Raw genomic sequence first — 19,703 nt, 5'->3', positions numbered from 1 at the left:
AATTATTTAACTAAATTTTTATTCCGAAATTAAACAACGCTAATTTTCACCACGTTATACAGATGAAAAACATACTCTGTTTATAATCAATCCAAATAAGACCATGCATTTCAATTTGCATCAAAAAGAATTATTTTAGTTTTTCTGAATAGCAATGAAATGTACCGAAACATTAATCCATTCAATACATTGAACAAGTCCGGCAAAGGCCTCTACGAATGCTGGATAAATTGATTTTTATACTACCTCCTGCAATTAATAGTCTTTTTTGCAGTTTTAGTTAGTCACATCTCGTGTTGCAATTATAAAAAGATATTGAATAGATTAATATCTAATTCCTTTTTAAATATTATATGATTGTTAGAATCTACAATCGTATGTCACAATCTTTTTTTTAAAAGGGACACACGCTCAGTGAAATACTACTGTGTATCGTCACACTTGATTTGCATTAACCTATTATGTATTTGCACATAATACACCCATTGATTTATTAAAATATAGAAACAATGATTAGATCATTTATAAGCCTTACAATTATTATACTATTCCTGTCTAGGTGCACTACTCCTATTCAAACACCAAATGAATTATTCGGACACAAAGAAATTATAAGTCACGAAAAAATCGCACCTGACTCTACGCATTTTAAAGATGCCTGGTTGATATTTTTTGAGCAACCAATTGACCACAATAATCTCGAACTGGGAACATTTAAACAACGCATATGGTTATCCCACCTGGATAAAGAAGCACCAGTCATTTGTGTTACTGAAGGTTATTCAGCAAAAAGAAATTACACCTCCGAGCTGGCTCAACTATTAAAGGCTAACCAAATAATAATTGAACATCGCTATTTTGCTGAATCGAGACCTGACAGTCTCAACTGGCAATATCTTACTGTTGAACAAGCTGCAGCTGATCATCATCGCATTATCCAATTTTTTAAAAAGTTTTATAGCAAAAAATGGTTGACGACAGGCATTAGAAAAGGCGGTCAAACAGCTATTTTTCATAGAGCATTTTACCTTGATGATGTTGATCTAAGTGTTCCCTATGTCGCTCCGATAAATTTGTCTAGGGAAGACCATCGATTGTTTGACTTTTTCATGAACGTAGGTACACCAGAAGAGCGAGCAAAAATAGAAAGCTTTCAACAAAACGTTTTAATGAAACGTGATGAAATTATGCCACTCTTTAAAACATATGCCAAGGATAAAAATTATACGTTTAGAATGGGTTATGATAAAGCCTTTGATTTAGTTGTTCTTGAATATACTTTTTCATTTTGGCAATGGGGCAGCAATATTGAAGACATACCAACTAATGATGCAACTGCCAATGAATTATTTAACCATTTAAAAGAAGGAAGTGATGTTGGCTATGTATCTGATCAAAGTTGGAATGACATCAAACCTTTTTTCTTCCAAGCCTATAAAGAACTGGGTTATTACGCATACGTTCCCGGCAAACTATCTCCACTCCTAAAAGGATATCATTCCGATACTATTAGCAGTAGCATGTTTGCCCCGGGCGGAGACACCTTAACCTTTCAGCCAACCATGCAATTAGTGATGCAACAATTGCAACAATTCAATCCGGAAATCATCGCCATCATCGGACAAAATGATCCTTGGGGCTCAACCTCAATAATTAACAGTAAACTAACAAATACGATGAGAGCAGTTGCTCCTGAAGGCTCTCATTTAACACGAATAAGAACACTTCCACTTGAGACCCAGAACACCGTGATAGAGAAGATTAATGAAATAATGTATGAATAAAACAAAAAAGGCTTCCAGAACGGAAGCCTTTTTATTACTACGTGGTTTCTAAAATTTGGGTTAGGTAGTAATGGATATCTTATTTATTTGTTGAAGCTAAATACTTAGTTAGTAAATCAATGGTTGTTTTACTATTTCCAACAAATAACTTATCGTCAATTACAAAAACTGGTCGTTTCAAAAAAGTGTACTCTTCACTTAACAATTGCCTATACTCTTCTTCTGTTAAATCCTTATTTTTAAGTCCTTCTTGTCTGTACTTTTGAGATTGTTTATTGAAAATCAGCTCATAACCACCAACTTTACCTGCCAATTCATCAACTTCATCCATCGTTAATGGTTCGGTTTTGACATCTCGTACTTCAAAATCTCCAAAGAGCTTAACTTGCTTGAGTATTCTTTTACAAGTACTGCAAGTTTTTAACAAATACACTTTTCCTCTCAACACAACTCCGGGTTTTCGGTTTAGCGTATCAAAGATAACAAAGCACTACATAAGAGAGCATTAAACAATAAGCTAATCGACTTTATTTTGGTTAACGTCACATTTTCATAGACGAACATCCATTTTTCATAGATTACTCATTTCATCACAAAAAAACCCGTTGCTCATACAACGGGTTTCCAATATTAATTGAATAAATAATTAGTTGCTAGATTTACTGCCAAACACCCAACGTACATTCAATCCAAATGAGTCAGCACCAAAGCGCGTATCATCGATAATCCAAAAAGTTGGTCGCCAATCAGCACCTATTGCAATTGGAACACCTGCAAAACGATACTCAATACCTAATTCACCAGAAACGCCGAGCCAGAAAACATCACCAATGGTCATTGATGGACCAACACCAGCATACCAGTGAAAAGTTGATTTCTCAACCTGTAGAGGTTTGTATAGGAAATCCCACAACGCATCGATACCCACTGCACTATCGAAAAATCCAACATCGGCATGGACACGGCTAAATTTACCTAATGAAAAGATCCCATCAACAGCAGCTCCACCGCCACCATTAACACCACCAAATCGAACACCTACCTCTTGTGCATAACTTCCAAATGCCACTCCTGCGATTAACGCAAAAACAAAAATTAATTTTCTCATCATTTTAGTATTTAAGTTTATTAAAGAATATTCTGTTATCTACTAGCTGCCGTATATTAATATGATCAAAAACTTTTCAAATTATTCATCTCAATAAATAACGGACAATCAACAATAGTTGTTCAATGAACATTCTAAATATTTGATCAGTTAATTTACGTTGATGTTTTTAAAGAATCAAGTGCATACTGATTCTCCCTATAAAAATCACTAATTAAACTGTAGATTGATACCTGCAAACAACTGCACTTGTGGTTGGATTCCCTGATGTATAAAAGAGTACTGAGGCTCTACAAATAAGTTAAATACTGTATTATTAACTTTTACAATCTTACCTATCCCGATACTAAAAGGAACGTGAAACATATGATTTTTAAGATCAAATGCCCAAATGGATGCCGAACGCAGGTACGTTCCTTTTCCTAATTGCCACATACTAAATGACTGAAAAGCAAATAAACTTGTCATTTCTATCTTCATCTCCTGCAAATGATGCCTGCCAGGTTAATAAGTAGCCATATTGAATCAGCGGTGACTTTGCCACAAAAGCAACATTAGCGTAACCGGCCTGCCATTTTCCAGCGCCAAGTCCATCTTCTGTTTCGGTTGGAGCAGAAATCAATGGACCAATTCCAATTGTTTTTGTTGGTTCTGAGATAAAACTATAGAATAAGAAAGCTTTTATTTCACCTAAGCCTGATTTCATCTGCCAACCTCCATTAGCAAGAGGCGCTTCAGGTTTAGTCACCAAGAGAGCAGAAATCCTTAATAGTAATTTTCCACCTGCAAAAGGTTTGGCAAAACGAATCCAGGAGGTATTTAAATCAACATACTCAGGTGCTTCGTTGAGCTTTGGAATATAATAGTTATGAAAATTAAGCGCTGTCATTTTAGCAAGCGGATTGTTGGCTTGAGCCAAATTGGAATCTGCCGATACATTATCATCCTGCGCCTGCACATTTATACCCATAAATATTAGCGCTACAACGATGCTTTTAAAATTTTCATCTTTCTTTAAATATTACTTTAAAATCTTTTTTCATACTTATCTCAATCCAATCCTTATCAGCACACAACTGCCTTAAGTCCTCATGATTATACTTGTATTCACGCACATCGTCATCATGATTAACTAACATTTGAAGACTTACAGATTTATTCTTCGAGTATTGCAACATATGATAGTCGCCTCTGGAATTACCGATAGCAACAACCGGTACTTTTCCTATTTTGTTGAGTATATTAACTGGCTTTCCGGCCTCATCGTTGATTGGCTGTACAAACTCATGCTGACGCGTTAAAGTTGATGCCCCCACTTCTTCATTAAAAGTGGTTAACACCGTCGAACCAATTACATTGGTTTCAGGAATGCCAATTACTTCGGCACAAAAAGTACGGGTAAACTGTGGATCGGAACCTGATACAATATACACCTCATAACCATTCTCTTTAAGCAAGTCAATCATCTCGATTACAGGCTCATAAACCAAATATTTATACGACTCATTATAGCGTTTATCTTTCACGTTGGTGAAATAATTACGAACAGCTTCCTGATATTCTGTGTTGGTCATGCCATCAGTAGCGAAGAGCAAAACACTATAAAGTCCATCGGGGGCAAAGTAGCGCACCTTCTTAAAGTGCGACCAATCTTCTTCTGCAATAGCTTTAAATGGTTGTTTTTCTTTCAGTTCAGGCTTTTCTGCCATTCGTTTATGCATTTCACGAATCGCAAAATCGAAAATGACATAATTAGGTTTTTCAAGTAAAATAGTGCCATCCATATCAAAAACAGCTATCCTATCTTCAACTTCAATAAATTCTGGGCTTGACTTCGTCGTCGTTTTATCCACAAAATCAATAATTGTTTGCTTGGCAATACCGTCGTTCCACGATGGCAGAATTTCATTTGTCCCTCTTTGGGGCGGGGAGCAAGCTGCCAAAATTAGCAGCAAAGGCAAGAAGTATTTAATCATATAAATAGGTTTGATTATAGTTTTCAATCATACGAAAAAGGTAAGATGTAAATCATTAAATTTCAACAGCTACGTCATCCTTAATCCCATTACACAAATATCATCGATTTGGTCGTTATCACCTTTCCAATCTTCAATGGTTTCATTCAACCAATTTTCCTGTTTATTCATCTCAAGTGTGTGAATACTAATTAGTGAATCTTTAAAACGATTATATCTGTATTTTGTGCCATTCTCACCGCCAAATTGATCTGCATAACCATCTGATGACAAGTACACACAATCTCCTTTTCTTAATTCAATTACATGATTATTGAATAGTTGACGCTTTCGATATTTACCAACAGGCTGTCGGTTAGGCTTAAACTCTACTAATTCATCATTTCGTACTAGGTAAAGTGGATTATTTGCTCCGGCATATTCCAATAGCCTCGAATCACTATGCAAGCAACACAGTGCCAAATCCATACCATCCTTAACTTCTTTGGTGCTTTTTTCGAAATAGCCCTCTAATAAATTAACAGCCGCATCAAGAATAGTTGACGGTTGGTATAATTGCATTTCTTTAACTGCACGACTAAGAATATTACTACACATAACACTAAGCAAAGCTCCGGGCACACCATGACCTGTACAGTCGGCCACAGCAAAAAATACTCGTCCATTAACTTTTTCCATCCAATAGAAATCACCAGCTACAATCGTTTTTGGCTTATACAAAACAAAACACTCACCTAATGTATCTTTTAACAGTTTGGCCGGTGGAAGAATAGCAGCCTGAATATGATGTGCATAATTCAAAGAATCAATTATAGACCTATTTTTCTTTTCAACAATCCCCTTTTGCATGGTTACTTCAGCCGTTCGCTCTACTACTTTTGCTTCCAGCATTCGCATAGCATCTTTTTGAGCCCGATGTTTTTCTTGCATTTCAAGCTTCACCCTATCTCCAATTCCTTTAGAGAAAATAACCATCTGCAACACCACAGCAATCTCCAATGCATGATTAACCAGCATCGAATTGGTTTGAATACCAATCAATAAATTTACAATTCCTCCCAGAGATAGAATGATATTACTCAAAAGCAATAAAAATGCTGGTTTATAAAAACGTAATCGTTTCCAGGCCGGAATATTTATTAAAAGAAAAATACCTACCGACCATATTGTAACAGGAATTGTAGAAGAGCTATGAGCCACAAGTCGCAACACATAAATTAACGCCACGATGACGATGGTTCCGACCATACTCAGTCGCACAATTTTATACCAATATGATTGTTTTGTTTTGAGATGTAAATACCGACTCGCGAACCATAGATAAGAAATAATCAACATTCCTGTTGTAATGAATAGCAAAGCATCAATAAACCTCGGAAGCCATATTGAAGAGATGATTTCATATATGATGGATTCGCGTAATAAAAACAATAAAGTAAATGACGCAACGTATAATAAGTATGGAAAATAAACCTTATCACGTGTTGAAATCAAAAATATCAAGTTGATAATCAACAAAATGACCAAAGCACCAATCAGAACACCTTCTATAAATTTTTTAACTAGTAATTTATCAAACACTACTTGCTCATCATACAGATAAACAATAGGTTTCTTAATTCCTCTTCCATATTCTACCGAGGCATATATCGTACTTTTATCACCAGTTGCTGCATCTAAAATCACCCATGGCTTGTCTTTATATCTGTACAGTCGCTGGTTTTCGGCAAGAACACCCGCATTCTTTCTTTTAATAATAATTGAATCCTGAAGTTCAACAAGCTCTATAATCTGCGCACCTTTGAGATTAACGATACATGAGGAATGATATGTCAACTCTACTTTTAAGAACAGATTTACAGATTCTTCAGTAATTGCGAACTCTGATAGGCTTTTCCAGGTAATAGTATCATTATTGGCGAGTTTAAGTAACTCACCTTCTTCACCTACTATGGCTTCAGAGTATGTTATAAATTCATCTTGTATTTGAACCGCATCTGCAGAATCTATAAAAGTTGATTTCTTTTCAAGACCATCGCAAGATGTCAACAGTATTATTAATAAAACGTAAATAGTAATGGGAGATGAAATTATATAGCCTTTTACTGGTCTCATTATCTAAGGTTTGCTTATGGTTTACAACAAGTAATTATATTTAATGTTTATTCACCAAACACTATTCAATTAGTTTACAGGCATTACCAAGCTTAATCCCTGCCTATCATTTTTGGTTAATTAATAATTACTTACATTTGCATTTGTACTTAATACATTAAAACATAATAATATGGCTAGTGTTAGAGAATTAAAAAAAGACATCAACTTCCTTGCTTCTGAACTTGTAACTGAAGCGTATGTGAAGCAGTTAGTTAAGGAAGATGTTGATAATGATAAAATTGCTGAAGTAATGGTAAAGGCAATTGAATTTAGAAATGATTTAGTTGCAAGAGCCAATCATCCAGATGCTAAAGACAATCCTAAAATGGTAAAATCTTACTATCAAAATCTTAGAAAAGATATGATGGAAAAATTCTTATCCATTTCTAAAGACACTAACGCTCTTTAAGGATTATCTATTGAAAAATTGAAACTTCCATCAGTTATGGTGGAAGTTTTTTTTATCCCTATTTGTAGGGATAAGTCTATTTATCAAAAAACAAAAAACATCTCTCACACTCCTCCTAGAACCTAACTAACTGCACATTACAATATACCCAAACACTACTACACCTCACTAAACCCTACCTCTTTTTCCCAACTTTTAGGGATTTTACACCAAAGAGTTATCCCTTAATTTTGCCATCAAATAATCAATTCCACTAATCGAAGTTGGGGATTTTAAAACAACGGGAAACATTTTTAACAATGAAGAAGATTTTAATACTTGTTGCCATTGCGGCAATATTTACTAACGGATTTGCACAAACAGACAATGCTAGTCAGCAACAAGTCAACTCAGCTCAACGTCTGCTAAACTCTAATCAGGGATTAACCATTGGTGGTTATGGCGAGGTTCACTACAATCAAGCTCTTGATGGCGACACATACAACAATGGACAACTAGATGTTCATCGTGTTGTTATGCTATTTGGTTACAACTTCAATGAAAAGACACAATTCGTAACAGAATTAGAGTTTGAACATGTAAAAGAAGTATATGTAGAGCAGGCTTTCATTCAGCATAAAATATCGAATGCATTCCAGTTTCGTGGAGGTTTAATGCTTATACCAATGGGTATCGTTAACGAATATCACGAGCCAAACACTTTTAATGGTGTGGAACGTCCATTAGTTGACAAATACATAGCCCCTACAACATGGCGTGAAATTGGTGCCGGTTTTACTGGTAATATTTTGCCTGCATCTATTCGTTATCAAGCATATGTAGTAGGCGGTTTTAATGGTTATGACGGCTCGGCAAAATTCAGCGGCAAAAACGGCCTGCGCAAAGGTCGTCAAAAGGGTGCGGAAGCATATGTAAGCTCTCCAAACTTTACGGGTAAAGTTGAATATTTCGGCATCAGAGGATTAAATGTAGGTCTTTCAGGATACTTTGGTAATTCGCAAAGCACACTTTATGACGGTATCGAAAAGAGTGATAAGGAAGCTGTTGCTGCAGCCGACTCATCAACTATTGGTATGTCAATGATTGGACTTGATGCTCGTTACACTTACGGAGGTTTGCAGTTACGTGGTCAGTACTACTACACTTCGTTATCAAATACGGAGCAATACAATGAGTTTACCGGAAGCGATCTTGGAAGCTCATTAAATGGTTTTTATTTAGAGGCAGGGTACAACTTGTTCAAGCATCTTGATAATGTTAAAACTGACTTGATTCCATTTATTCGTTATGAGGCATTTGATACCCATAATAACGTAGCTGGTAACCTTGCAAAGAATGATGCGTACGACAAAAATGCTATCACCACTGGTTTAACCTGGAAGATGACACAAAATGCGGTTTTAAAAGCTGATATGCAGTTTGTGAAATCGGCTGCCGATGATAGTTATGCCAAAACATTTAACGCCGGATTTGGTATCATGTTCTAATACCAATTTATAAGATTATGAAGAAGTCAGTATTTACACTCATTTTTATTTTAGGGACTTGCCTGGCATTTGGTCGTGGCGACATTAACTACGAACACAAAGCCATTCAAAAGACCCTGGTAAAGAACTGCAAATTAACAAACGTTCAGTTGAAGGAGGTTAAACTTCATGAGGAACTAAATGCAGGGGTTCAAGGCAAGTTTTTCACTATTAATAGTGATAATACTGACTCAGACATAACACATATGTACATTGGACGTGTGAATAGCTGCCGGGCAGGTGGCTGTTCACTTCCAGGTGCAACACCAATGGGCGATTCTGAGTATTTTGATTACATGATGCTGTTTAATAAAAAAGCTGAAGTTGTACTCGTTAAGATATTCAATTATCAGGCTACACATGGCCATGAGGTAACCGCAAAAGGCTGGCTCAAGCAATTTATTGGTTACGATACTCATGAAGCCAAGTTGGAAGTCGGTAGAAACATCGACTCCATATCAGGTGCAACCATCTCAGTAAATGGCATTACAGAAGATGTTAGCCATAAAACAAAGCTATTTGAAAGCTATCTTTCCAAATCATAATCCTTAAAGCGAATCTTCAGCTGTAAAGCATCTGTTTCCGTTTCAAAATTAAAATTCGAAACTGTTAACCCCAGCAGGCGAATGGGGCGATTAAGCGGGGCTTCTTCCAATAACTCTTTGCAGAGTTCATCCAGCAATTTATCTGTGATTGTTTGCTCTGCTGTTTTGGAGCGTGTAATCTGTTCGAAATTATCGAACTTCACTTTTAAAGTCAGCGTTTTACCTAGCTTACCACTTTTTGACAAACGCTTTAGCAATCCTTCCTTCAAGCGACTTATCTCCAATTGAATTTGCTGCTTATCTACTAAATCTTTGCTAAAGGTATTTTCAATGCCTACCGACTTTCGTTCGCGATGCGGACGAACAGGGCGTTCATCAACACCTCTTGCAATATCAAAAAAATATTGCCCTGCCTTACCAAAATAATGAACCAAGCGTGGCAAATCAAAACGCAGCAAATCTTTGCCTTTATGAATATCCAGTTGATGCATTTTTTCAGCAGTTTTTTTCCCCACACCAAAAAACTTCTCAATGGGTAACTGCTCAACAAAAGCCTGCACATCTTTTGGTTTAATAATATAAATGCCATTGGGTTTTCGCTGGTCGCTGGCCACTTTAGCCAGGAATTTATTGGCGCTAACACCTGCAGATGCAGTCAGGTGCGTCTTCTCAAATATTTTTTGTTTTATTTCTCGTGCTGCCACAGTCGCCGATTCAATACCTTTTTTGTTATCCGTCACATCCAAAAAAGCTTCATCGAGCGATAAAGGCTCTACCAAGTCAGTATACTCATAAAAGATTTCCCTAATCTGTTGCGATACCTCTTTATACACATCGAAGCGGTGTTTTTGAAATATCAGATGTGGACAACGGCGTAAAGCTACTTTCGACGACATGGCAGAGCGTACACCAAACTTACGAGCCTCATAGCTGGCAGCTGCAATCACCCCTCGTTCACTATTGCCACCAACAACCACTGGTTTTCCTCTTAACTCAGGAAAATCGCGTTGCTCAACAGATGCAAAAAAAGCATCCATATCGATATGGATAATTTTACGCTGCAATGGTGTTTAATTGGGCTGCAAGGTATAAAAATAGTCATGAGTTGATTGGTTTAAAAGTTTAATGTTTCCTATTTTATTCAATCAACAAAAACACAACGTTTGAAAATCAAACACTAATAACCCGAGTTCGATTAAAATTAAACAGCTCATATTTTATTAAATGACTGATATACAATATAAATTTTTGAAGCATAGCGAGCTATTGTGATAAAATTTAGAGAGGTAGATTAGTTATTTAATGAAAAGTTTGCTTTCCCACTTGTAAACAACTGTTTTCTTCGTCATATTTACTTACCATAGCCAGCTATGCTTTCGCAAACATTTCTTGAAACCAATTATTTACAAGCGGTCTGAGCTATTAATTTTATGCCGAACTCGGGTTAATAAAAATCATACAGCATAAATCAACTGTCGTAATTCTATATCAGCTATCTTCGCAGACGAAATGAAGAAATCAGTTGATTTAACGCAAGGACCAATCTTTCGACAATTGGTCAAATTAGCTTTACCAATTATTGGCACCTCATTAATGCAGATGGCCTACAACCTAACCGATATGATTTGGCTGGGACAACTAGGTAGCGATGCGGTCGCATCTGTTGGCAGTGCAGGCTTCTATATTTGGCTGGGTATGTCACTATTATTAGTGACGCGCATTGGTGCCGAAGTAGGCGTTTCGCAAGCACTAGGACGAAAAGAGCAAGATACGGCAGCTCGCTTTGCACGCCACTCCTTATTTTGGGCTGTGATATTATCGACCATCATTGCTGGCATTGCACTTATTTTCACACCGCAACTGATTAGTGTTTTTCGTCTGTCAACTGGTATTGTTGAAGACGGAGCCATCAATTATCTACGCATCGTCTCACTTGGTTTTGTATTTACTTTTGTAAATCCCACCTTCCAGGGAATATACAACGGAGTAGGTAACAGTCGCTTGCCTTTTTACTATTTGCTGGTAGGGCTTGGCTTGAACATGCTGCTCGATCCATTAATGATATTTGGTTTAGGTTTCTTTCCCGCACTGGGCATCAATGGAGCCGCATGGGCAACCGTCATTGCACAAGTGGTTGTTTTTGGTATTTTCTGTACCCGTTTTGTTTGGAAAAAGGAAATCATCGACCCTGACTTTAAACGTTTTAAACTGAGTAAAGATATATCCCTCAAGATATTTAAACTGGGTATGCCAGTGGCAGCTGAAAGCTCTTTATTTGCTTGCTTTGCCCTTATCTTAGCACGAATGATAACCAAATGGGGCGACATCCCCATTGCGGTGCAAAGTGTGGGAGCTCAAATAGAAGCTATTTCCTGGATGACATCATCGGGCTTTGCAACAGCATTGGGCAGTTTTACCGGGCAAAACTTTGGAGCCAACAACTGGAGCCGTATCAAAAAAGGATATTTCACCACTTTGGGCATTGGCATTTTTTTAGGTACCATTGTTACTGTTTGTTTTATAGTGTTCGGCAAGCAAATATTCTCTTTATTCTTGCGCGAACCTGAGCCTTTACAAATGGGCATCGTTTATCTTAAAATCCTGGCAGTTTCTCAGGTATTTATGATTATAGAAATTATTACCCGTGGAGCCTTCAACGGCATCGGGCGAACAGTTCCGCCTTCAATTATTGGTGTTGTATTTACGGGGGCACGTGTGCCGGCTGCCATGGTTTTGTCACTAGAAAAGTACCTGGGCATGTTGGGCATCTGGTGGGCCATTAGCTTATCCAGTGTAGTTAAAGGCATTGGATTAATGAGTTGGTACATAAGTGTACTTCATCGCTCAGGAAAGCCCAATGTTCCAAAAAAGAAAACACGTTTATCGTTTTTACCAACGCGTCAACGTCAGCAAATAAAGATTGAACAAGTTGATGAATAGAATTCATGCTTTAATTTTTAATGTATAGAAGCTCAAAGCCTATTGAATAATTCATTGACCAAAAAGTAAGTATTGTGTTAAAGGATAAAAGTAGAAAAGTTGAATTAAAGGTTTCGGCTGATGGGTCGCACACTTTATTTGTTCCGGAATTGGATGAACATTATCATTCAGTTAACGGAGCATACAACGAGTCGATGCATGTGTTTATTGAACCAGCATTACTGTATTGTAATAAGACAAACATCAACATACTGGAAATAGGCTTAGGCACAGGACTTAATGCATTATTAACCGCTACTAATACCCGACACAAAAACATACTCTATCATTCTTTAGAGAAATTTCCTTTGGAAACCGAGGCCGCCCAGCAACTTAACTTTGCCAGAAACAATAGTGAACAAGCTATTTTTGAAAAACTACACCAGCTTCCCTGGAACTCAACTGAACGATTAACGCCGCAAATGAGCATACTAAAGGATGAAAACGATTTAACATCTGTGCAATTTACCCAACAATACGATGTTGTATATTTTGATGCCTTTGCACCGGAAGTGCAGCCTGAGATGTGGAGCGAGGCCATCTTTCAGAAAATATACGATGCTATGAATATTGATGGAATCTTAACAACTTACTGTGCTAAAGGCATTGTTCGTCGCACCATGCAAGCTGTTGGCTTTACGGTTGAACGCCTGCCTGGCCCCAAAGGCAAGCGAGAAATGCTGAGAGCGATTAAAAAATAACAAGTGAGCTGGTAAACAAATACCAGCATCATTATGGTATATCGTAAGTACTTGTTTGAATTCCTGACAGCATGTTCTTGGGTTTTCCACCTTATGTTTTTACAATTTAAACCAGGTAAAAGATATTTTTAACCCAGGTAATAAGCGGCTTTTTACCCGAGTAAAACATGAAAAATATTAGTATCTATTATCTTAAAGGTACTGACAAAACATTAAGAGCATAGGTAACTTCATTCATAACCACCCTTATCCTTGTCTTTTATCATTGTCAGCATCTATTATAATTTGTACTTTCATCCACCAAATGCAATTATTTAAACAACAAACTATGACTAAGTTATTTATGCCTTTATTGGCTTTATTACTTTTTGTTAGTTGTCAGGAAAAAGTGACATACACAAGTTCTGTCGACAACATCCAACAGAAAGTTGAAGAGTTTATCCCTGTTAAATTATCGACTGACCTATCTGTGTTAAGTGAAAAGGAAAAACAGATGCTTCCAATATTATTTGAGACTGCACAAATAATGGAAGACCTGTATTGGAGACAAGCCTGGGGCGATCGTGATGAATTATTAAACAATACAGAGGACGAATACCTTAAAAAATTTATTAAAATTAACTATGGTCCCTGGGAGCGATTAAATGATAACCAATCATTTGTTTCTGGCATTGGCACAAAACCAGCAGGAGCTCAATTCTATCCTAGCGATATGACTAAAGATGAGTTTGAAGCATTTACTGATGATAAAAAATCAGACCTTTATACGCTTGTTCGTCGTAAGAAAGATAATTCTTTAGAAGCTATCCCATATAGCGTTGCTTATAAAACAGAATTAACCAAAGCCAGTAACTTACTTAAAAAGGCAGCTGAATTGGCCGAAGATGAAGGTCTGAAAAACTATCTTTCATTGCGTGCCGAAGCTTTATTAAGCAACGACTACCTGGCAAGTGATATAGCCTGGATGGGTATGAAAACCAACACCATAGACTTTGTAGTTGGGCCTATTGAAACCTATGAAGATGCTTTATATGGTAGCAAAGCGGCTTTTGAATCTTTTATATTAATTAAAGACAAAGCCTGGTCGGATAAATTAACTCACTTTGCAGCTCTTTTGCCTCAGTTACAAGAATCGTTACCAGTTCCTGCGGAGTACAAAGCCGAAGTACCGGGAACGGATAGTGACCTTGGGGCTTACGATGCCTTGTATTACGCTGGTGATTGCAATGCCGGTAGTAAAACCATTGCTATCAATCTGCCAAACGATCCACAGGTACACATTGAAAAAGGTAGCCGTAAGCTACAGTTGAAAAATTCAATGCGAGCCAAGTTTGATAACATCTTAATCCCGATTAGTAAGGTGGTTATTACACCTGAGCAGCAAAAGCATGTGAAGTTTGATGCATTCTTTGAGAATACAATGTTCCACGAAGTAGCTCACGGCTTAGGAATTAAGATGACATTAGATGGTAACCAAAGCGTTCGTGAAGCCTTGAAAGAAACAGCATCGTCTATTGAAGAGGCAAAGGCTGATATCCTTGGACTTTACATGGTAGGCAAACTAGCTGAAATGGGTGAACTACCTAACAAAGATTTAATGGATAACTATGTGACGTTTATGGCTGGCATCTTCCGCTCAGTTCGCTTTGGCGCTGCAAGTGCACACGGCAAAGCCAATATGATGCGTTTTAATTATTTCCAGGAAACAGAAGCTTTTACTTATGATGCTGAAACGGGCTATTACACCGTTGATTTTGATAAGATGACGGCTGCAATGAATCAGCTATCTGCCGACATATTGATAATGCAAGGGGATGGCAACTACGAAAAAGCACAAAAGATGTTAGCTGAAATGGGCACCATTCGTCCGGCATTACAAGCTGACCTTGATCGCATTGCAAAAGCGGGCATTCCTCGCGATATTGTTTTTGAGCAAGGTAAAGAAGTTTGTGGTTTATAAGCTATAAAACCTTAAAACATAAAAGGCGATTGCTTCCCCAAGCAATCGCCTTTTTAAATTATCCCAGTGCTCTCCTGACTTTAATTCATATAATTCCAGATGGTATAGCCACCTGATAAATTATGTAGTTTTTCAAATTCATTCTGTTGAAGTATTAAGAAGGATAAATAACCACGTAATCCTTTGGCGCAATACACATAAGTCGTCTTACTCTTATCCAGTTTTTCCAGATTATTACGTAATTCATCAACCGGGATTTCAATAGCATCGTTTATCTTGCCTAGTTTAGCAATTTCACCTTTCGTTCTTACATCAACTATCTGATAACTACCCTTGTCTTCTTTCGCAATTATATTCTGCAGCTCCTCGACGCTCACTTCGCTATAGTTAGCATTAAGCGCATTGGACGATACATAACCCGATACCACAACAGGATCTTTTGCCGGCGAAAATGGTGGTGCATAAGCCAAATCTAATTTAGGCAAATCAGAAATCTTCAATTTGGCATAAATAGCAGTACTCATCACATCCACACGCTTGTCAACGCCATGCTCACCAAATAGTTCACATCCTAAAATTGTTCCATCCTCTGGCTTATAATACGTTTCAACAATCATCTCCTTTTGATCGGGATAATAACCTGGTGTAGCACCTGCCAAAATAAGGTTTGTTTTATACTCAATCCCTTGTTTATCCATAAACGATGGATTCATACCTGTACGCGCCAATGTTTTTTCAAACACTTTAATGATGGCAGTTTTGTAGCCTCCTTCAAAAGTGTCTGAACCACCAGCTGCATTTTGGCCTGCTGTGCGCCCACCTTTATTTGAGTGCGTTCCCAATGGCAAGTAATCATACTCGCCAGTTTGCAGGTTTTTGATACTTGCACAATCACCAGCTGCATAAACATTAGGCAATGATGTTTCCATGCGCTCGTTTACTTTCAAAGCTCCATTACCAATGTGTTCGGCTCCTTTCGATGTCAGCATCTCGGTATTCGGACGAATACCAACGCTCATCAATACATAATCGGTTTTTACTGATTGGGTGTCAGAAATCTTTACTTCTGTAATATTCCCCTGCTCCACTTTTAATTCTTTTACAAAAGAATCCGTTATCACCTCCACACCATGCTCTTGCATCGTTCTACGAGCAAAATGGCTAAATTTAGGCTCCCACATTGGCAACACCTGCGAGCTACCTTCGATCAAAGTAACTTCCTTTCCTAGTTCACGTAAATTCTCAACCACCTCAACACCAATTAGGCCAGCTCCCATAACCGTAATATGTTTGGCCGATTCCGGAATAGCTTCCTTCATTACCTTATCGTAATCTTCCAAACTACGACATGGCGACCAGTTAGAAGCGATTTCTATATTTTTAACAGGCGGAATAAAAGTATGTGCACCTGCCGCATATACCAATTTGTCGTATTCATATTCGCCTTTTGAAGTCACAATCTTGTTTACATCCGGTAGAATTTCCACTACCTCTTCTTCCAAATGCATATCTACATTGAAGCGATTCTTTAGCAACTCAGCCTCAACAACAATCAGCTTTTTACGACTATTGATTTTTCCGGATAAAGCATAAGGAATACCACAAGTAGCATAACTTATATTGCTTGACTTTTCGAATAACAGAATTTCTGCATCCTCATTTTCGCGGCGTGCTTTAGCCGCAGCTGATGGACCAGCAGACAGTCCACCGATTATAATAATTCGTTTCATTTAATTTGATATAAGTTAAGAATCAAGATACGATGTCTTTGTTTAAATATGTGCTACACAGAATAACACTAACTATTGACCCAGCGATTTAACTTATGCCAAGCACCAGCATTATGAACTTCTTCTAAACCATTTTGTAGTAAAATACCCTTGGCAGATGCACTTCTCATTCCAGATGCACAACAAACAATTAGAGGCGCATTAAGCTTTTTCAGCTTTTTAATATTTGAAGCATTTAAACTATCAACCGGTATATTTAGCGAACCATCAACATTACCATACTTAAACTCTTGTGCCGTGCGTACGTCAACAATTTTCGCACCTCGCTCAATGGCTTCTAATACTTCCTGCTTTCGTTTCCCAAATAATAAATCTAATAATCCCATATTGATGTAATAAGTTTAATCTAACGTTTGATGAATAATTATTAATTATTTAGTCTTGAATTCACTACAGTCCAAGGTCCACCATCAAATAAATCGGTTATCCCATTCTTATACAAATATCCACAAGCTGCATTGCTTCGGGCACCTGATGCGCAACAGATAATTAATGGGCCGTTCAACTCTTTAATCTCAGCCAATCGCTCAGGTATTGAATCCAAAGGGATATTAATTGAACCAGGAACATTTCCCATTTGATACTCCTCCACTGTTCTCACATCAATTACTACAGCATTTTTTAAATCCATGATTTATATTTTTTATTGTTTTTGTTTTTCGTGCAATGCGGTGGCAAAACTAATGCCACAAAAAATGCTGTTTTGTGCTTTTGGTCACATAACGAGTATTTGAGCATTGATTTTCTGGTTGGGCGTTGCCGGTTTGAGGTTCTATTTGTACTTAATACCCTTATAATCTGAGGAGGAAAGATATTTTATGAAATTACCAAGCTTTCCTCCAATTGCATTGTATTAGACTTTCATAAACTGCACTTTCAGCTCGACTATTACATCGAACTCTCGCTAATTAAAGTTCAACCACTTCAATCTTATTACGCGACAAGCGTATTTTCCCAAGCTTTTCTAGCTGCTTAAGGAGCCTCGAGACCACTTCACGAGAGGTATGCAGGTCATCGGCAATTTCCTGATGAGTACCTAATAAGATATGTGTATTGCGTTCTTCCGATAATTGAATAAGGTATTCCACCAGGCGCTCATCCATCTTCTTAAAGGCAATGCTATCAATGGTATGCAGCAATTCTTCAAAACGTAAACGGTACGATTGCATTATAAAACTCCGCCAACCTGAATACTTTTTCATCCAATCTTCCATGCAGCGGATGGGCACCATTATAGCTGTGGTGTTCTCAATAACTGTTGCTCTTACTTCACTGGTAGCACGTTCCATACAGCAGGATAAAGTAGATGCGCATGTATCACCTCCATTTAAATAGTAGAGTAATATCTCATTGCCGGCATTGTCTTCGCGCACTACCTTTATAACGCCTTCAATAAGTAAAGGCATGGCAATTACCTCATCTCCTATCTCGATAAAATTATTACCGGCCTTTAGTTTTTTTGTGGTGCAGTAACGTTCTATTTCAACCAATAAGGATGGTTCTATTAGAATAGGGAACTTTTTCTTAATTATATCAATCATAAAAAGTCAATCGTTAGGGTTAAAAACTTTTCATTTAAGCATTCATCTATACTTGTTCAAATAAGCACTAATTAATACCCATGCAAATTAATACTATCGCCATCTATTCGGTCAACCCATTTTCCCATTTTCTTTTGGATGACTTTGAAATGATGGGCTTCGTCAGGGCTTACCAATGAAATAGCGATTCCTTCAGATTCTGCTCTACCTGTTCGGCCAATCCGATGGATATAATCCTTTGGCGAACGTGGTAGTTCATAATTGATAACACATGGCAGCACATCTATATCAACACCACGAGCCAGCAGGTCGGTTGTTACCAACACTTCAATTTGCCCTGATTTAAATCTTTCCAAAGCTTTAGTACGGGCACCTTGCGATTTTTTACCATGAATAGCAGTTGCCCTAATTCCATTGTTGGATAATTTACTAACAACACTATCGGCTTTAAAGGCTGACGAAACAAACACGAGTACCTGTTTCAGCTCTTTACTTTTGATTATATATCGCAAAAGTGGTCCTTTTTTCTCATCACTAGCGTAATAGGCCACTTGCTCAATCAAGTCAACTTTATCGTCATCGTCCTCAATTTTTATTACTTCAGGATTATTCAGCAATAATTCCTTTTCCTGACTTACTGCCTCGTTAAGGGTTGCTGAAAACAATAAGTTCTGACGACGAGCCGGGAGTAATGCATAAATACGATCCATCTCCTCTTTAAAACCCATTGCCAACATACGATCAGCTTCATCAAGAACCAAAGTGGAAATCTCACTTAAATGCACCGCATTGGACTCTACCAACTCCAATAATCGTCCTGGCGTAGCAACCACAATGTTAACACCTTGCAAGGCCTTCATTTGTGGATTAATTGACACGCCACCATAAACTGCCAATGTTTTAATCCGCTCGGGAATTACTGATCCAAACTTTTGAAAAACATTCTTCACCTGCTCAGCTAATTCGCGTGTGGGCACTAATACCAATACGTTGACATGACGATTTTTTGTATCGCGACTGCGTTGTAGATTACGTAGAATAGGCAACACATAACTGGCCGTTTTACCTGAACCTGTTTTGGCAATGCCCAGTACATCAGCCTTCTTTAAGATAAGCGGAATAGCCTTTAGCTGAATAGGATATGGATATTCATACTTTTGAGCTGCTAAAGTTTTGAGTAAAGAAGGGGATAATCCCAATGATGAGAATGACATGTTGTATCTTTTA

19 protein-coding genes are annotated in these 19,703 nt (G+C 37.6%); 7 read left to right on the top strand and 12 right to left on the bottom strand.

Going from position 1 to position 19,703, the window contains the following annotated elements; genetic code table 11:
- Positions 1 to 509: 509 nt before the first annotated feature.
- On the top strand, positions 510 to 1,784 hold the full coding sequence (locus JIV24_RS10560; RefSeq protein WP_200465003.1) for a S28 family serine protease: 1,275 nt from the start codon (positions 510 to 512) through the stop codon (positions 1,782 to 1,784).
- Between the two features lie 79 nt (positions 1,785 to 1,863).
- Here JIV24_RS10560 and JIV24_RS10555 read toward each other — a convergent pair whose 3' ends face one another.
- The 6 genes from JIV24_RS10555 to JIV24_RS10530 all read right to left on the bottom strand — a co-directional run bounded on the left by JIV24_RS10555 (position 1,864) and on the right by JIV24_RS10530 (position 6,983).
- The gene (locus tag JIV24_RS10555) at positions 1,864 to 2,232 is read right to left on the bottom strand and encodes an arsenate reductase family protein (RefSeq protein ID WP_200465002.1); all 369 of its coding nucleotides are present in this window, start codon (positions 2,230 to 2,232) and stop codon (positions 1,864 to 1,866) included.
- Positions 2,233 to 2,430: 198 nt separating this feature from the next.
- Entirely contained in the window at positions 2,431 to 2,892 is a 462-nt protein-coding gene (locus JIV24_RS10550) for a hypothetical protein (protein WP_200465001.1), read from the bottom strand.
- A gap of 210 nt (positions 2,893 to 3,102) precedes the next feature.
- Positions 3,103 to 3,327 (bottom strand): hypothetical protein, encoded by a 225-nt coding sequence (locus JIV24_RS10545; protein WP_234445786.1) that lies wholly within the window; start codon positions 3,325 to 3,327, stop codon positions 3,103 to 3,105.
- Between the two features lies 1 nt (position 3,328).
- Positions 3,329 to 3,862, bottom strand: a complete 534-nt coding sequence (locus JIV24_RS10540) for a hypothetical protein (RefSeq protein ID WP_200464999.1) — start codon at positions 3,860 to 3,862, stop codon at positions 3,329 to 3,331.
- 34 nt (positions 3,863 to 3,896) lie between these two features.
- Positions 3,897 to 4,868: an HAD family hydrolase gene (locus tag JIV24_RS10535; RefSeq protein WP_200464998.1), complete on the bottom strand. Its 972-nt coding sequence runs from the start codon at positions 4,866 to 4,868 to the stop codon at positions 3,897 to 3,899.
- Between the two features lie 69 nt (positions 4,869 to 4,937).
- The gene (locus JIV24_RS10530; protein ID WP_200464997.1) at positions 4,938 to 6,983 is read right to left on the bottom strand and encodes a PP2C family protein-serine/threonine phosphatase; all 2,046 of its coding nucleotides are present in this window, start codon (positions 6,981 to 6,983) and stop codon (positions 4,938 to 4,940) included.
- Between the two features lie 172 nt (positions 6,984 to 7,155).
- Here JIV24_RS10530 and JIV24_RS10525 point away from each other — a divergent pair, with 172 nt between their 5' ends.
- The 3 genes from JIV24_RS10525 to JIV24_RS10515 all read left to right on the top strand — a co-directional run bounded on the left by JIV24_RS10525 (position 7,156) and on the right by JIV24_RS10515 (position 9,505).
- Positions 7,156 to 7,434, top strand: a complete 279-nt coding sequence (locus JIV24_RS10525) for a hypothetical protein (protein WP_200464996.1) — start codon at positions 7,156 to 7,158, stop codon at positions 7,432 to 7,434.
- Between the two features lie 299 nt (positions 7,435 to 7,733).
- Entirely contained in the window at positions 7,734 to 8,921 is a 1,188-nt protein-coding gene (locus tag JIV24_RS10520; protein ID WP_200464995.1) for a porin family protein, read from the top strand.
- 17 nt (positions 8,922 to 8,938) lie between these two features.
- Positions 8,939 to 9,505 (top strand): FMN-binding protein, encoded by a 567-nt coding sequence (locus tag JIV24_RS10515; protein WP_200464994.1) that lies wholly within the window; start codon positions 8,939 to 8,941, stop codon positions 9,503 to 9,505.
- On the opposite strand, the gene dinB is transcribed toward JIV24_RS10515, so the two are convergent.
- Positions 9,487 to 10,569 carry a DNA polymerase IV gene (gene dinB / locus JIV24_RS10510; RefSeq protein ID WP_200464993.1) on the bottom strand — a complete coding sequence of 361 codons (1,083 nt, stop codon included), beginning with the start codon at positions 10,567 to 10,569 and terminating at the stop codon, positions 9,487 to 9,489. The genes JIV24_RS10515 and dinB overlap by 19 nt on opposite strands.
- 445 nt (positions 10,570 to 11,014) lie before the next feature.
- Between dinB and JIV24_RS10505 the strand changes: the two genes are divergently transcribed.
- From JIV24_RS10505 to JIV24_RS10495, 3 genes are all read left to right on the top strand, one after another.
- The gene (locus tag JIV24_RS10505) at positions 11,015 to 12,445 is read left to right on the top strand and encodes an MATE family efflux transporter (RefSeq protein WP_200464992.1); all 1,431 of its coding nucleotides are present in this window, start codon (positions 11,015 to 11,017) and stop codon (positions 12,443 to 12,445) included.
- Positions 12,446 to 12,519: 74 nt separating this feature from the next.
- The gene (gene mnmD, locus JIV24_RS10500; RefSeq protein ID WP_200464991.1) at positions 12,520 to 13,185 is read left to right on the top strand and encodes a tRNA (5-methylaminomethyl-2-thiouridine)(34)-methyltransferase MnmD; all 666 of its coding nucleotides are present in this window, start codon (positions 12,520 to 12,522) and stop codon (positions 13,183 to 13,185) included.
- Between the two features lie 328 nt (positions 13,186 to 13,513).
- Positions 13,514 to 15,145: a dipeptidyl-peptidase 3 family protein gene (locus tag JIV24_RS10495; RefSeq protein WP_200464990.1), complete on the top strand. Its 1,632-nt coding sequence runs from the start codon at positions 13,514 to 13,516 to the stop codon at positions 15,143 to 15,145.
- A gap of 80 nt (positions 15,146 to 15,225) precedes the next feature.
- On the opposite strand, the gene JIV24_RS10490 is transcribed toward JIV24_RS10495, so the two are convergent.
- The 5 genes from JIV24_RS10490 to JIV24_RS10470 all read right to left on the bottom strand — a co-directional run bounded on the left by JIV24_RS10490 (position 15,226) and on the right by JIV24_RS10470 (position 19,690).
- Positions 15,226 to 16,875: an FAD-dependent oxidoreductase gene (locus JIV24_RS10490; protein ID WP_200464989.1), complete on the bottom strand. Its 1,650-nt coding sequence runs from the start codon at positions 16,873 to 16,875 to the stop codon at positions 15,226 to 15,228.
- Between the two features lie 68 nt (positions 16,876 to 16,943).
- On the bottom strand, positions 16,944 to 17,261 hold the full coding sequence (locus JIV24_RS10485; protein WP_200464988.1) for a rhodanese-like domain-containing protein: 318 nt from the start codon (positions 17,259 to 17,261) through the stop codon (positions 16,944 to 16,946).
- 41 nt (positions 17,262 to 17,302) lie between these two features.
- Complete coding sequence (locus JIV24_RS10480; protein WP_200464987.1) at positions 17,303 to 17,566, bottom strand: rhodanese-like domain-containing protein; 264 nt, start codon at positions 17,564 to 17,566, stop codon at positions 17,303 to 17,305.
- Between the two features lie 277 nt (positions 17,567 to 17,843).
- Positions 17,844 to 18,476, bottom strand: a complete 633-nt coding sequence (locus tag JIV24_RS10475; RefSeq protein WP_200464986.1) for a Crp/Fnr family transcriptional regulator — start codon at positions 18,474 to 18,476, stop codon at positions 17,844 to 17,846.
- A gap of 71 nt (positions 18,477 to 18,547) precedes the next feature.
- Positions 18,548 to 19,690, bottom strand: a complete 1,143-nt coding sequence (locus JIV24_RS10470; protein WP_200464985.1) for a DEAD/DEAH box helicase — start codon at positions 19,688 to 19,690, stop codon at positions 18,548 to 18,550.
- Positions 19,691 to 19,703: the final 13 nt, after the last annotated feature.

The sequence above is a fragment of the Carboxylicivirga marina genome (assembly GCF_016612505.1).
GTDB classification, from domain to species: Bacteria; Bacteroidota; Bacteroidia; order Bacteroidales; family Marinilabiliaceae; genus Carboxylicivirga; species Carboxylicivirga marina.
Note: the sequence above shows the minus strand (reverse complement) of the source record. Positions and strands in the feature narration are given on the sequence as shown.

Coding starts and splice junctions, on each gene's coding strand:
- JIV24_RS10550 (WP_200465001.1), bottom strand. CDS start 2,892: ATGAGAAAATTAATTTTTGTTTTTGCGTTAATCGCAGGAGTGGCATTT.
- JIV24_RS10540 (WP_200464999.1), bottom strand. CDS start 3,862: ATGGGTATAAATGTGCAGGCGCAGGATGATAATGTATCGGCAGATTCC.
- JIV24_RS10495 (WP_200464990.1), top strand. CDS start 13,514: ATGACTAAGTTATTTATGCCTTTATTGGCTTTATTACTTTTTGTTAGT.
- JIV24_RS10525 (WP_200464996.1), top strand. CDS start 7,156: ATGGCTAGTGTTAGAGAATTAAAAAAAGACATCAACTTCCTTGCTTCT.
- JIV24_RS10520 (WP_200464995.1), top strand. CDS start 7,734: ATGAAGAAGATTTTAATACTTGTTGCCATTGCGGCAATATTTACTAAC.
- JIV24_RS10475 (WP_200464986.1), bottom strand. CDS start 18,476: ATGATTGATATAATTAAGAAAAAGTTCCCTATTCTAATAGAACCATCC.
- JIV24_RS10490 (WP_200464989.1), bottom strand. CDS start 16,875: ATGAAACGAATTATTATAATCGGTGGACTGTCTGCTGGTCCATCAGCT.
- JIV24_RS10530 (WP_200464997.1), bottom strand. CDS start 6,983: ATGAGACCAGTAAAAGGCTATATAATTTCATCTCCCATTACTATTTAC.
- JIV24_RS10485 (WP_200464988.1), bottom strand. CDS start 17,261: ATGGGATTATTAGATTTATTATTTGGGAAACGAAAGCAGGAAGTATTA.
- JIV24_RS10480 (WP_200464987.1), bottom strand. CDS start 17,566: ATGGATTTAAAAAATGCTGTAGTAATTGATGTGAGAACAGTGGAGGAG.
- JIV24_RS10470 (WP_200464985.1), bottom strand. CDS start 19,690: ATGTCATTCTCATCATTGGGATTATCCCCTTCTTTACTCAAAACTTTA.
- JIV24_RS10505 (WP_200464992.1), top strand. CDS start 11,015: ATGAAGAAATCAGTTGATTTAACGCAAGGACCAATCTTTCGACAATTG.
- JIV24_RS10560 (WP_200465003.1), top strand. CDS start 510: ATGATTAGATCATTTATAAGCCTTACAATTATTATACTATTCCTGTCT.
- JIV24_RS10535 (WP_200464998.1), bottom strand. CDS start 4,868: ATGATTAAATACTTCTTGCCTTTGCTGCTAATTTTGGCAGCTTGCTCC.
- JIV24_RS10545 (WP_234445786.1), bottom strand. CDS start 3,327: ATGTGGCAATTAGGAAAAGGAACGTACCTGCGTTCGGCATCCATTTGG.
- JIV24_RS10515 (WP_200464994.1), top strand. CDS start 8,939: ATGAAGAAGTCAGTATTTACACTCATTTTTATTTTAGGGACTTGCCTG.